Origin of the sequence: Kitasatospora sp. McL0602, assembly GCF_052076145.1 — a bacterium.
In the GTDB taxonomy this organism is placed as follows: Bacteria; Actinomycetota; Actinomycetes; order Streptomycetales; family Streptomycetaceae; genus Kitasatospora.
Map to the genome: position 1 here is coordinate 1,888,245 of NZ_CP197246.1, position 11,748 is coordinate 1,899,992.

Here is an 11,748-nt window from a genome sequence, read left to right on the forward strand (position 1 = left end):
GACCCTTGCCTACGTTGCCTCCGTGCTCAAACCCTGGAACACGCCGTCCGCGAGAAGGAGATCCCGCGAAACGTCGCCTGCAACATCCGCATGGACTCAGGGCCACCCTCCGCCGCACCCACCTCCACGACCTCCACCACTCGGCGGCGACCCTCCTCCTCGAACAGGGCGTCGAATTCATCGTCAAAGAACTCCTCGGCCACGCCCACGCCGGCGTAACGACCAAGGTGTAAGGCAACTCTCGGGAATTGCATCAGACGGGCGAGAAGTCGCAGGTCATGAGGTCAGAGCAGTGTCGCATGAGGGTGTCATCCCCCTTCGGCCTGGCGGCCTGAGCTGGCAGCTTGGAGAACAGATCCCTTCTGATGCAGGATTTGCCCTCTGAAAGGGAGGGCGAAAGTGGGTCTACAACGGCAGGCCGACCTTGCCGGAGCGGCTCATCTGGAGCTGGTGTCCGGCGTCGTCCAGCTGCGTCCGCAGGACGCGATGGTCGAGGCGATGCTGCGGGGTTGGCGGGCTCAGCAGGCTGCCCGCGGGCTCCGCGAGGACACGGTTGCTCCTCGGGAACGGCTGGTGCGCCGGTTTCTGGAGTACACCAACGAGTACCCGTGGGCCTGGGCACCGGGGCATGTGGACGAGTGGTCGCTGTGGCTGACCAGCGAGACGCACCTGGCGCCGTCCACGATTCGCAGCTACCAGGGCAGCCTGCGCCTGTTCAGCGAGTTCCTGATCGACGGCCGCTACGGCTGGGCGGTGGCCTGCGAGGACGCCTTCGGCACTCACCCGGTGGCGATCTGCCACGAATGGAACACCATCGCCCACCTCAACGACTACGAGGGCAGCCCCGAGGCGAGGCCGTTCACCCGCGAGGAGATCCAGCGCTTCCTCGACTACGCCGACGACCAGGTCGACCGGGCGGTGCGATCCAAGCGCAAGGGAGCCCTGGCTGCCTACCGCGACGCCACGCTCTTCAAGGTGATCTACGGGTGGGGGCTGCGCCGCACCGAGGCGGCCAAGCTCGACCTGGTGGACTTCGGCCGCAACGCGTCCGCCCCGCAGTTCGGCCGGTACGGAACGCTCAACGTCCGCTACGGCAAGGCGAAGAGCGGTCAGCCACCCCGGCGCCGCAACGTGCTGTCGGTGATGGACTGGGCGGTGGAGGCGGTGGCCGACTACGTGGAGAACGTCCGGCCGCGGTTCGGCTGCGAGGACCATCCCGCGCTGTGGGTGACCGAGCGCGGCGGCCGGATAAAGCCGGCAGAGATCAACGCCAGGTTCGTCACCTACCGCGACGCGCTGAACCTCCCGAAAGCACTGGTCGTCCACTCCGCTCGCCACGCCTATGTCACCCACCTCACCGAGGACGGGGTCGACCGACGGTTCATCCAGCAGCAAGTCGGCCACGAGAACGACAGCTCAACCGCCATCTACACCCACGTCAGCGACGACTTCATGAACACCATGCTCCACAAGGCGCTCGCGCCGGCGCTCGCCCCGACCCCCTTCGCAGACAAGGACCGCTGATGGCCGCCAAGCTCGACTACCACTGGCACCTGCGCAAGGTCATGGCCGACCGCGGACTGTTCTCCACCACCGACCTCATCCCGCTGCTGGACAAACGCGGCATCACCCTGTCCTCCAGCCAGGTCTACCGGCTCGTCGTCGAACGCCCCGAGCGACTCAGCCTGAAGATCCTCATGGCCCTGCTCGACATCCTCGACTGCTCCATCGACGACCTCATCGAACCCGTGGCCGCGATCGAAGCCGCTACAACTATCCGGAACAAGAAGGCAGTTGGCGATGAGGGCGGGGTCGGCGATCTGCGGCCCAAGCGAGCCCGCATCCGCGGTGTCGAGCGGCCATGACGGCATCAGAACACCCCGGACGGGCCCTGGCCGACCCGGTCGGGCTGATCGTGGACCTGATCACAACCGTCGAACCCAGCCTGGAGACCACTCGTATCCACGCCGTGGTCAGCAGCGTCGTCGGCGGCCACGCGAAGTCACGTCGCCTCGCCACGCACCTGGCCGAGCATCCCGACGTGCTGACCCACGGCCGCTCTCCCGCACCCAGGGCCGTGGGCGACCTGCTGATCGCCCTGCGCGAGGCCGGCGCCTCGAGGGTCTCGCCACCGTGTTGCGCCCAGTGCGGCAAGCAGTTGCGGACCCTCCAGCGTCGTGGCCAGGACTGGTGCTGCTCGGTCTGCGGGCCGCAGCCAGAGCCCTGCGCCGCCTGCGGAAAGACCCGCCGCGTCTCCACCCGGGACCGGGCCGGCAAGCCCCGCTGCGCGAAGTGCCACGACGCCGACGGACGGGACCCGCTCGCGGTCATTCACACCGTGATCACCGAACTGGACCCGCGCGTCGGCCCCGACACCGTCGCTGCGGCGGTCCGCAGGACGACCCGGCGGACCGCCGACCAGCAGAAAATGGCCTGGGCCCTGGAAGCCGACCCCACCCTGCTGACCGGCAACGCCCACCTCGCACCGTTCCCCGCGATCCTGCGACTGATCGACCATCTCATCGACGCCGAAATCCTCGGGGTCCAGCGTCCTGCGTGCCCTAGCTGCCACAGGATCGTGCGCATCAACAAGCCGCTCGACGGGCAGCGGGTCTGCCGCACCTGCATAGCCCACTCGCGCATCACGCAGTGCTCGCGCTGCGGAGCCCGGCGTGAACCCGCCACCCGCGACGATCACGGCCGACCGTTGTGTCCGAACTGCCTGATCACCGACCCCGCGAACCTCGAATGCTGCATCAACTGCGGCCGCCGCCGCCTCGTGAACACCCGCACACCCGACGGGCCGCTCTGCCCGAGCTGCCCCGCCCTGCCCCTGTCGACCTGCAGCATCTGCGGCGAGACCAGGCCCTGCGGCACCTCCCGCACCACCGGTCGCCCCTGGTGCCCGGCCTGTCAGCAGCGCACAGAACCGTGCTCGTCCTGCGGCCGTCACACGGTTGTCGCCTCAGGGACCCCCGCAGAACCCCTCTGCGTCCAGTGCACCGCCCCAGAGGTCTGGCACTCCTGCCCCACCTGCACCGATCCCGACTATCCGCATCCGGGCCAGTGCGCCCGCTGCCTGATCAACCAGCGCCTCAACGAACTGCTGGGGCCTCCAACCGGCACTCTCCACCCCGGACTCGCAGCTCTCCGGCACAACATCGCCACGGCCGAGTTCCCCATCACCGCGCGACGGTGGCTGGACAAGCCGTCCGTCGCCCCGGTCCTGGCCGACCTTGCCACCGGGCAGCGCCCGCTCACGCACCAGGCCCTCGACGAACTGCCCGACAGCCAGCCCCTCGCGCACCTGCGCCAAGTACTCGTCAACGTCGGAGCCCTGCCCGAACGCGACGAGCAGATGACCCGCATCGAACAATTCCTCACCGGCCTCCTGGCATCCCAGCAGGACCCCGACCAGCGCAGACTCCTCCACCGCTACACAACCTGGCACCTGGTCAGGCGCCTGCGCGGCAGGAACAACGGCCGACCCGTCACTCCGCAGCAGTTCAATTCCGTCCGCCAGCGCACCCACGCGGCCGTCGCTTTCCTGGAGTGGCTCAACAGAAGCGACCTCGCCCTGGAAACCTGCCGACAGGCCGACCTTGACCGCTGGCTCACCGACCCCTCTGCAACCTACCGCCGCACCACCGGGCACTTCGTCCGCTGGGCCGGCACCAACAAACTCACCACCGTCCACTTGCCCGCCCACCGCTGGAACGGCCCCACCCAGCCCCTGGACGACCTGCACCGCTGGGACGTCGCACGCCAACTTCTCCACGATGAGGACCTCAAGCCCGAGGACCGCCTCGCCGGCCTGCTTCTCCTCCTCTACGCCCAAGGACCCGCCAAGATCAGCCGGATGACCGTCCAGGACATCGTCATCAATGCCGAGGAAGTACAGCTCCACCTCGGACGTGCACCCATCCAGCTGCCCGAGCCCCTCGCGGCACTGGCCCGCACCGTCGCCGCCAACCGCAAGGGACACGCGACCATCGGCGCCCTGACACCATCCCCCTGGCTCTTCCCCGGCGGCCAGCCCGGACGCCCGATCAGCACCGGCCAACTCACCCAGCGACTGAACCGGCTCGGGATCCGCCCCAACCAGGCCCGCAGCACCGCGCTCTTCCAACTCGCCACCGAGATCCCCGCCGCGATCCTCGCCCGCACCCTGGGCATCCACACCGACGTCGCCGTCACCTGGCAACGCCTCTCCGCCGGCGACTGGGCCAACTACGCCGCTGAAGTCAGCCAGCGGCCGATCACGACAAGTCGACTCCCAGCATCGAATACATGATCATGTCCCGACGCCCCTCGCCCACCCGCTGCCAACCGCGGAGCAGGCCCTCAGGCTGGAAGCCAACACGCTCAGCCGTCCGCCGTGACGCGACATTCCACGGCTCGACATAGAGCTGAAGCCGGGGAATCCGCAGGTCATCAAGAGCCCAGGCAACAACCGCTCGAAGGGCTTCCGCAGCAACCCCCTGCCCACGAGCCGACCCGGCCACCCAATAGCCCAGCGACGCACGGCCCTCGTTCAGGTCCTTCAACCACAGACCGACCGTCCCAAGCGGCTGACCGTCCTCAACCCGCACGATGACAAACGGATATCCGCTCCCAGTAGATGCCCGCTCCCACTGCCGCCGGACGAAGGCCTCGCCCGCCTCCTGCGAGTACGGCGCGGGAACGGTCGTGATCAACGGGATGAGCTCGTCGCCCGACGCCTCCCGGACGAGAGGCAGATCGCCGAGCTCCCAAGGGCGGAGCACGAACCTGTCGCCTGCAACCAAGCGCGGGACGTCCAAGGGGGTATCCATGATCGCATCCTGCCGTGATCGCCGCCCGGACGCACTCCCATTCCCAGCCGTCACCAGGGCATTCGGACAGTTCCAATACTCGACGTCTGTCGGCGTACACATGAACGTCCCCACCCTCGTACGGATGAAAAGGGACAGTTGTTGATGCGGTGAGCCCTGTTGCTCGGCACCCTGCTGGTAGGTCGGTGTGGGGTGGCGGAAGGGGCTGGCAGTGGTCTTGGATCCGCATCGCTGGTTGGATCTTCGGCGCTTCCGTGGTCTGTTGGAGTCCGGGGCGATGAGCCTGTCGGAGATCGCCAGGGAGACCGGGCTGGACCGGAAGACGGTCCGCAAGTACCTCTCGGCCCCCGGCCAGGCGGCCCCTCCACGCCGTTCGCCGAGCGGGCGGTCCCGGGCTCGGGTGATCGACGAGTTCGCGCCGCTGGTCGACTCGATGCTCCGTGCGGAGATCCTGATGAAGGCCGCGGTCATCCACGAGCGGCTGGCCAACGAGTACGGGTTCACCGGGAACTACCAGCGCGTCAAGCTCTACGTTCAGACCGCCCGGCCCCGGGTCGCCGAGGAACTCGGCATCACACCGAAGGAACTGGCGGGTATGCACCGCCGGTTCGAGGTCATTCCGGAAGCTGTCAAGTCAAATGAGACGGTCTGTCGCTATATGGACTGTTGAGCGGGTTCTGTCTCCGGCTTCGGTTCGTTGATCCAGACGTTCGTTGGTATCTCGGGTGGCTTCGGGCGTCGGGCGAAGCGTTCTGGGTGGCGCGCGTAGGCCTCGGCGAGGGTGACGGCCCGCTGCTCGCGGACCAGCTCCGCGGTGCCGAAGTGCACGGATGCGGGGGTGTGCAGGCCGATGCCGCTGTGCCGGTGCTCGTGGTTGTAGTAGGCGAAGAAGCCTTCGCACCATTCGCGGGCGTGGGCAAGGGAGTCGAAGTACTCGGGGAAGTCTCCAAGGCCGCGTAGTTAAGCCGATACTCCCGCTGTCAAGTCCGGTGCGAGTTTCAGGACTTCCGCATGATGACCAACGGGACCTGCGATAGAGCAGGAAGCCGACCAAGGTCTTCCACTCTCGCGAGGTCCCGTTGTTCCACCAGTGTGCCACCACCACTTTCACCCGGAGCGTCACAGTCGCAGCTGGCGACCTGGCCCCTGGACATCTCGGCGAACTGACGCGCCATGCCCCCTTCGAACTTGTCGACGCCGTCATAGCGGAGACGAACACCGCAGCGCGGCGCCGCAGGCACCTGCCCTCCCGCGTCGGGATGTACTTCCTGCTCGCCCTGGCGCTCTTCCCCGGGCTCGGCTATCTGCAGGTCTGGGGGAAGCTGTGCTCCGGGTTGTCCGCCCTGCACCCGTATCAGCCCTCGGAGAAGGCACTACGTGATCTGCGTCGCCGTCTCGGTGCGGCCCCGGTCAAGAAGCTGTTCGAGGCCCTGGCCGGCCCCCTCGCCCGACCCTCTACGCCTGGAACCCGCTACCGGCGTTGGCGGACCGTCGCGTTCGACGGCTGCAGCTCAAACCGGGCAGCCGACCGCCCCCGCATCCTGGAGCGTCTGCGCAAGACCCGCCACCGCTGGGGCGAGGCGGGATACCCCACTTTGCAGCTCATGACCCTGGTGGAGACCGGAACACGCGGACTGCTCGGTGCAGTGTTCGGGTCCACCGACACCGGCGAACGCGCCTACGCCACCCGTCTACTGCCCCTGCTGTCCCCGTCGATGCTCTTGCTGCTCGACCGGGGGTTCGACAGCGCCGACTTCTTCACTGACATCGCCGCCACCGGCGCCCAGCTGCTGGCCCGCCTGCGCTCGGAACGCCGGCCGGCGGTCCTAGCCGTTCTCCCGGACGGCTCCTACCTCACCCGCCTGGGCACCCTCCAGGTTCGCATCATCGAAGCGGACATCACCGTCACCACCAGCGACGGACAGTGCCTCGCCGAGTCCTACCGGCTGGCTACCACCCTGCTGGACCACCGCACCGACCCCGCGGACGCGATGATCCGTCTCTACCATGAGCGTTGGGAGATCGAATCCGCCTACTACGCCTTGCGCCACACCCTGATGACCGGCTGCGTCCTGCGCTCCCAGGACCTGTTCGGGTTGGAGCAGGAGCTCTGGGCCCTGCTGACCACATATCAACTCCTTCGTCGGGCGATGGTCGAGGCCATCGAGTCGGTCCCCGGCGTGGATCCGGACCGGGCCAGCTTCACCATGGCGCTCGAAACCGCTCGCGCTCAGGTCGTCTTAGCCAACGGCGTACTGGACGACCACCCGACCGCCATCAGCAACGCCGTGCTCGGCGCACTTCTCCCGCCACGTCGGCCCCGCATCAGCGCCCGCAAGGTGAAGTCGCCGATGTCCCGCTATCCGGGCAAGAACACCGATCCACGCCCCGCGACCAGCAAGAAGATCACCGAACTGACGATCGCGATCACTCGACCCCTACCGCCCAGCCCCCCAGCGCCACCACGCGTCGGACACAAGGAGCTCGTCCTACGACTGCTGCGAAGCGACCAGGAACGGCGCTGGGGCTCACGCGAGATCGCCGAGCGAACAGGCCAAACCAACATAAGAAGCCTATGGACCGAGCTCAACCAGTGGACCCGGGACGGGATGCTGCGCAAGGTCAAACGTGACACCTACGTGCTCGCAGCCGAGTGGAGAATCAGCCCGAACCTGCCGACCCAGAGCAGTTGACAGCGGGAGTACCGGCTTAACTACGCGGCCTTGGGGAAGTCGGACATGTACTTGGTGGTCTTGAACTGGGCCTCGCTGTAAGGGTTGTCGTTCGACACCTTGGGCCGGGAGTGGCTTCGGGTCACGCCGAGGTCGGTCAGGAGCTGGGCGACGGCCTTGGAGGTCATCGAGGTGCCCCGGTCGGCGTGCACGGTCTCGGGCACGATGCCGTTGCGTTCGATGGTCTCGCGGATGAGTTCCTCGGCGCGGCGGGAGTCCTCGGCGGCCTCGACGGTCCAGCCGCAGATGTAGCGGCTGTAGATGTCGATGATCGCGTAAAGGTGGTACCACTGGCCCTTGTTGGGGCTGCGGAGCTTGGTGATGTCCCAGGTCAGGACCTGGCAGGGGCGGTGGCCAGAAGCTGCGGGACGGTCTTGGCTGGGTGGGTTGCTTGACGTCGGCGCTCGCCGGACTGTCCGGCGGTCTTGAGGATGCGGTACATCGTGCGCTCGGAACACCAGTAGGTGCCGGCGTCCAGTTCCCGTGCCCAGACCTGGGCCGGCGGCAGGTCCACGTACTCGGGGCGGTTCAACAGCGCAAGCACCGCTGCCCGTTCAGCAGGGTTCAACGCCGACGGCGGGGAGGGGCGGGGCCCCCGCTCGACGGGCGGGCGCGGGTTCATTTTCCGGTAGTGGGTGGCGCGGGAGCGGCCGATGAGCCGGCAGGCCGTCGTGGTGCTCAGCTCGGGTTCCAGGCCGGTGAAGGCCTCGTCCAGGACCGGCTCGACGGCGCGGTTCAGTCCGCGCTCTCGGAGAGCATCTCCAAGAGCGCGTGTGCTTTTCCCAGCACGGCCAGGGCGGCGTCGCGTTGGGCGACGTCCTTCTCCAGGCGGGTGACCTTCTTGCGCAGGCGCTCCAGCTCGGCCTGCTCGGCGGCCTTCTTCGGGCGCGCCGGTGAGGTCCGCCGATCGGTCAGCGTTGCCATCCCGCCGGCGTCGCGGGCCTGGCGCCACTCGATGATGTGGGAGTGGTAGAGCCGCTCGCGGCGCAGGATCGCGCCCTTCTCGCCAGTGGGGGCGGCGTCGTACTCGGCGACGATCCGCAGCTTGTACTCCGGCGAGAACGTCCGCCGCTTCGGCTTCGGTGCCGGGTCGGGATCAGTGGTGCTGGCCATGCTGGGGGAATCTCCTCTGCCTCGCCATCCAGACTAACCCGACAGACCGGGCGTCTCGGTCGAGACTGTCAGGGAGGGTTCCGGGCGCCCAGGCCCAGGTGGACTGGGGTGACGAGGGCAAGATTCTCGACCACATGGGCATCGCGAAGGTCTACTCCTTCCACATGACGCTGTCGTACTCGCGCGACCCGTTCTGGTGCTTCACCACCAGCCAGGACCTGCAGACGTTCTTCGACTGCCACCGCCGGGCGTTCGCCCACTTCGGCGGGGCGCCGATGACGATCGTCTACGACCGCACCAAGACCGTCGTCCGCCGGCACGTCGCCCCCGGCGAAGCGGTCCCGCTGCATCCGGAGGCGGTCGGCTTCGCCGGCCACTACGACTTCGACATCGACGTCCTGGCCGCCTACCGGCCCCAGGGCAAGGGCAGGGTCGAGCGGCAGGTGCTGATCGTCCGCGACCACGTCCTGTCCGGCCGGTCCTTCTCCTCCGTCGAGGAGATGGACGCCGCGTTCGCCGCCTGGGTGCCCGTGCGACGCGCCCAGATCCACAAGACACACCGAGAGGTTATCGCCGAGCGGGCGGCCCGAGACCACGCGGCCCTCAAAGCCCTGCCGCCCACCCCGTATCTCGTGGCCGAGCGGCAGTTGCGGCACGTCGGCAAGGACTGCCTGGTCGCCTTCGACGGCAACCTCTACTCGGTGCCCGCACGCCGGGTCCGCCCCCGGCAGCTGGTCGAGATCCGGGCCACCAAGTCCCAGGTCATGCTGCATTCCACCCTCACCGACGCCGACGGTGCCACGCTGCTGGCCGCACATTCCCGGGCGGTCGGCCGCGGTGCCCGCGTCGTCGACGAGAGGCACTGGGACGGCCTGCCCACCGGCAAGGGACGCCGGACCACCACCGGTGACATCCCCGTGCAGCCCCGCCACGAACGGCCCCTCGGCCAGGAAGCCGGCCCATTGCGGGCCCTGCTGCACCGTGCTGCGGCAACCCAGGTCGAGGTCGGCCGCCGCCCGCTGTCGGTCTATGACGAGATGACCGGGACCCGGCCCTTCACCACTAACCGAACGACGAAGGAGTCCTCTTGAGCGAGCTGACCGGCAACCGCATCCGCACCACGGCCAGCAAGCTCGGCCTGTCCCATCTGGCAGAGACCATCAACGAGTTCACCCGTCGGGCGGACGAGGCGAAGATGGGATACGTGGACTTCCTCGACCTGGTCCTGTCCGAGGAGCTGGCCGTCCGCGACGACCGCCGGTTCCGCCAGGGCTTGCGGCTCTCCCGGCTGCCGCACCACAAGACACTGGACGAGTACGACTTCTCGTTCCAACCCGATCTGGACCCGCGCAAGGTCAGGACCTGGCCACCCTGTCCTTCGTCGAGGCCAAGGCGAACGCCGCCCTCCTGGGGCCACCCGGGGTCGGTAAGACGCATATCGCCGTCGCTCTCGCGGTTGCGGCTTGCCGGGCCGGCTACTCGATCTATTTCACCAGCCTCGACGACATGGTCCGCAACCTCAAGGCCGCAGAGGCGGCGGGACGGCTGACCAACAAGCTCGGCACCTACCTGCGGCCGAGCGTCCTCGTGGTCGATGAGGTCGGCTACCAGCCCCTGGAACGGGCGGAGGCGAACCTGGTCTTCCAGGTCATCTCCAAGCGCTACGAGAAGGGCTCGATCATCCTGACCTCGAACAAGACCTTCAGCGAGTGGGGCCAGGTCTTCGGCGACGAGGTCCTCGCCACCGCCATCCTGGACCGGCTCCTCCACCACTGCGACGTGATCTCCATCAACGGACCCAGCTACCGGCTCAAGAACCGCCTCAAGGCCATCGCACGAGAGACCGAAGTGGCCTAGCTAGCTGGTGTTACCGCGGTTGAGCCACGACATCTCCAACTCCGACAGCGGAGGCTCAGGTGTGGGGCCGACGTCGTTGTAGACGGCCACGGGATCGTCGGGCGCCGACCACGAGCCGACCGTCCACAGCCGATACACGTGCTCGCCGCCCTCCGGCAGCGGCACGGTGATGATCGCGGGCGCCGGAGGGCCAGGAACGCACCGGCCGACATCATCTCCGTAAGGTCCGCCCCCGAAGACGGCATGCATCCAGCCGTGCGGTGGCGTCCCACTCAGATCGAACACATCGTCCACCGCCCACCACCTCCCAGTCGCGAAGATCGTAGTCCAGACGGTGAAGACGTCCCGCCGCGATCGCCAGGACAGTGCCCCACCAACTGGGGATATTCAAACGTACGCAACTGAGGAGCTCAGGCCGTACGTCGACAACGTCACCATTACACGTCCGACTCCGCCTCCAGCGCCAAGCCATCGACACCCTCAGCAACCCCGCAGAGGGCACCACCGAGCCCGACGACCGCGAGGATCCGCCACTTTGTGCAGCACTCGTCCGCTGACGTTGCCGTCAACTACTGCCGTCAAGACACCGAGGAGCCCCACCGGACGTGGTCCGGTGGGGCTCCTCCCTACCCTCTAACTAAATATCCGGAACTGTCCAGTTCCTGGCGACCAGGAGCCTCAGATTGGGATCGATTTCACTCTCGGCGACCTCTTCCGAATTCCCATGAATCCGACGCGCGGTCGAAGCATCCAGAACCAACGCCTCGGGCATCATGTTAACTCTCGAAGAGTCTCCGCGGATCACTGCATCCCAGTCGAATTCGGCCGTCTTCCCGATCTCGTCAACGATTAGAGCTACCGTATCGGACGGACTGGCCAACACTTGCCTGAAGAGCACTTGCTCGACCTTTCGCATTTCTTGCGAGGCAAGGCCGTCCAGATAGTAGGTCTGCTTCTCCCAACCAAACGGCTCATACGAGAAGTAACACGTCAGGTCAATGTCCGGAGAGAACCACCATTCCACATTGAGCGGACCGATTGCGAAGCCGACGAGCTCTGCAACTCTGTCAGTCGGCAACGCCACCTGACTGCCATCAACGTCCAGCAAAATAGCAGTACCTATACTCGGATGCTCAAGCGAGATGCCAACCTCACTAAACGCCCTTACGAGATCGTGAAACTCAGTCTGGTTCGTCCGGGATCGATACCACGAGATGTATGCATCAGACATC

Annotated in this window: 12 protein-coding genes and 2 pseudogenes; 7 read left to right on the forward strand and 7 right to left on the reverse strand. The window is 67.1% G+C overall.

Annotation, left to right across the window (positions count from 1 at the left end; all coding sequences use genetic code 11):
* Positions 1-26: 26 nt before the first annotated feature.
* Positions 27-203: a hypothetical protein gene (locus tag ACR68M_RS08700; RefSeq protein ID WP_441249865.1), complete on the reverse strand. Its 177-nt coding sequence runs from the start codon at positions 201-203 to the stop codon at positions 27-29.
* A 196-nt stretch (positions 204-399) separates the two neighbouring features.
* On the opposite strand from ACR68M_RS08700, the gene ACR68M_RS08705 reads away from it, so the two are divergent.
* From ACR68M_RS08705 to ACR68M_RS08715, 3 genes are read left to right on the forward strand one after another with little or no spacing between them, the layout of a single operon-like run.
* A complete protein-coding gene (locus ACR68M_RS08705; RefSeq protein WP_441249866.1) occupies positions 400-1,524 on the forward strand; it encodes a tyrosine-type recombinase/integrase in 1,125 nt (374 codons plus the stop codon).
* On the forward strand, positions 1,524-1,865 hold the full coding sequence (locus ACR68M_RS08710) for a helix-turn-helix domain-containing protein (RefSeq protein ID WP_441249867.1): 342 nt from the start codon (positions 1,524-1,526) through the stop codon (positions 1,863-1,865). Before ACR68M_RS08705 ends, ACR68M_RS08710 begins: the two co-directional genes overlap by 1 nt.
* Positions 1,862-4,294 carry a site-specific integrase gene (locus tag ACR68M_RS08715; protein ID WP_441249868.1) on the forward strand — a complete coding sequence of 811 codons (2,433 nt, stop codon included), beginning with the start codon at positions 1,862-1,864 and terminating at the stop codon, positions 4,292-4,294. The genes ACR68M_RS08710 and ACR68M_RS08715 overlap by 4 nt, the downstream gene beginning before the upstream one ends.
* On the opposite strand, the gene ACR68M_RS08720 is transcribed toward ACR68M_RS08715, so the two are convergent.
* The gene (locus ACR68M_RS08720) at positions 4,260-4,814 is read right to left on the reverse strand and encodes a GNAT family N-acetyltransferase (protein WP_441249869.1); all 555 of its coding nucleotides are present in this window, start codon (positions 4,812-4,814) and stop codon (positions 4,260-4,262) included. The two genes, ACR68M_RS08715 and ACR68M_RS08720, sit on opposite strands and share 35 nt — an antisense overlap.
* Positions 4,815-5,091: 277 nt before the next feature.
* On the opposite strand from ACR68M_RS08720, the gene ACR68M_RS08725 reads away from it, so the two are divergent.
* Positions 5,092-5,484: a hypothetical protein gene (locus tag ACR68M_RS08725; RefSeq protein ID WP_441249870.1), complete on the forward strand. Its 393-nt coding sequence runs from the start codon at positions 5,092-5,094 to the stop codon at positions 5,482-5,484.
* On the opposite strand, the pseudogene ACR68M_RS08730 reads toward ACR68M_RS08725, so the two are convergent.
* Positions 5,469-5,702: pseudogene (locus ACR68M_RS08730) on the reverse strand (IS3-like element IS1141 family transposase); the annotation flags it as partial. The gene ACR68M_RS08725 and the pseudogene ACR68M_RS08730 overlap by 16 nt on opposite strands.
* Before the next feature lie 191 nt (positions 5,703-5,893).
* Between ACR68M_RS08730 and ACR68M_RS08735 the strand changes: the two are divergent.
* Entirely contained in the window at positions 5,894-7,507 is a 1,614-nt protein-coding gene (locus ACR68M_RS08735; RefSeq protein WP_441248209.1) for an IS4 family transposase, read from the forward strand.
* A gap of 20 nt (positions 7,508-7,527) precedes the next feature.
* Here the strand turns inward: ACR68M_RS08735 and ACR68M_RS08740 are convergent, their stop codons facing one another.
* Positions 7,528-8,004: a transposase gene (locus ACR68M_RS08740; RefSeq protein WP_441249871.1), complete on the reverse strand. Its 477-nt coding sequence runs from the start codon at positions 8,002-8,004 to the stop codon at positions 7,528-7,530.
* Between the two features lie 277 nt (positions 8,005-8,281).
* Complete coding sequence (locus ACR68M_RS08745; protein WP_441249872.1) at positions 8,282-8,659, reverse strand: transposase; 378 nt, start codon at positions 8,657-8,659, stop codon at positions 8,282-8,284.
* Between the two features lie 134 nt (positions 8,660-8,793).
* Here ACR68M_RS08745 and ACR68M_RS08750 point away from each other — a divergent pair, with 134 nt between their 5' ends.
* Together ACR68M_RS08750 and istB are read left to right on the forward strand one after the other, a co-directional pair.
* Positions 8,794-9,750, forward strand: coding sequence for a Mu transposase domain-containing protein (locus ACR68M_RS08750; RefSeq protein WP_441249873.1), 957 nt, complete (start codon positions 8,794-8,796; stop codon positions 9,748-9,750).
* Positions 9,747-10,516, forward strand: a pseudogene (istB, locus tag ACR68M_RS08755) (IS21-like element helper ATPase IstB). The gene ACR68M_RS08750 and the pseudogene istB overlap by 4 nt, the downstream one beginning before the upstream one ends.
* On the opposite strand, the gene ACR68M_RS08760 reads toward istB, so the two are convergent.
* Together ACR68M_RS08760 and ACR68M_RS08765 are read right to left on the reverse strand one after the other, a co-directional pair.
* Positions 10,517-10,810 carry a hypothetical protein gene (locus ACR68M_RS08760; RefSeq protein WP_441249874.1) on the reverse strand — a complete coding sequence of 98 codons (294 nt, stop codon included), beginning with the start codon at positions 10,808-10,810 and terminating at the stop codon, positions 10,517-10,519.
* 343 nt (positions 10,811-11,153) lie between these two features.
* Entirely contained in the window at positions 11,154-11,747 is a 594-nt protein-coding gene (locus tag ACR68M_RS08765) for a hypothetical protein (protein WP_441249875.1), read from the reverse strand.
* Between the last annotated feature and the right edge of the window lies 1 nt (position 11,748).

Excerpts from the sequence above, each read along its gene's own strand:
- ACR68M_RS08710 (WP_441249867.1), top strand. The coding sequence starts at position 1,524 with ATGGCCGCCAAGCTCGACTACCACTGGCACCTGCGCAAGGTCATGGCC.
- ACR68M_RS08715 (WP_441249868.1), top strand. The coding sequence starts at position 1,862 with ATGACGGCATCAGAACACCCCGGACGGGCCCTGGCCGACCCGGTCGGG.
- ACR68M_RS08720 (WP_441249869.1), bottom strand. The coding sequence starts at position 4,814 with ATGGATACCCCCTTGGACGTCCCGCGCTTGGTTGCAGGCGACAGGTTC.
- ACR68M_RS08725 (WP_441249870.1), top strand. The coding sequence starts at position 5,092 with ATGAGCCTGTCGGAGATCGCCAGGGAGACCGGGCTGGACCGGAAGACG.
- ACR68M_RS08745 (WP_441249872.1), bottom strand. The coding sequence starts at position 8,659 with ATGGCCAGCACCACTGATCCCGACCCGGCACCGAAGCCGAAGCGGCGG.
- ACR68M_RS08750 (WP_441249873.1), top strand. The coding sequence starts at position 8,794 with ATGGGCATCGCGAAGGTCTACTCCTTCCACATGACGCTGTCGTACTCG.
- ACR68M_RS08765 (WP_441249875.1), bottom strand. The coding sequence starts at position 11,747 with ATGTCTGATGCATACATCTCGTGGTATCGATCCCGGACGAACCAGACT.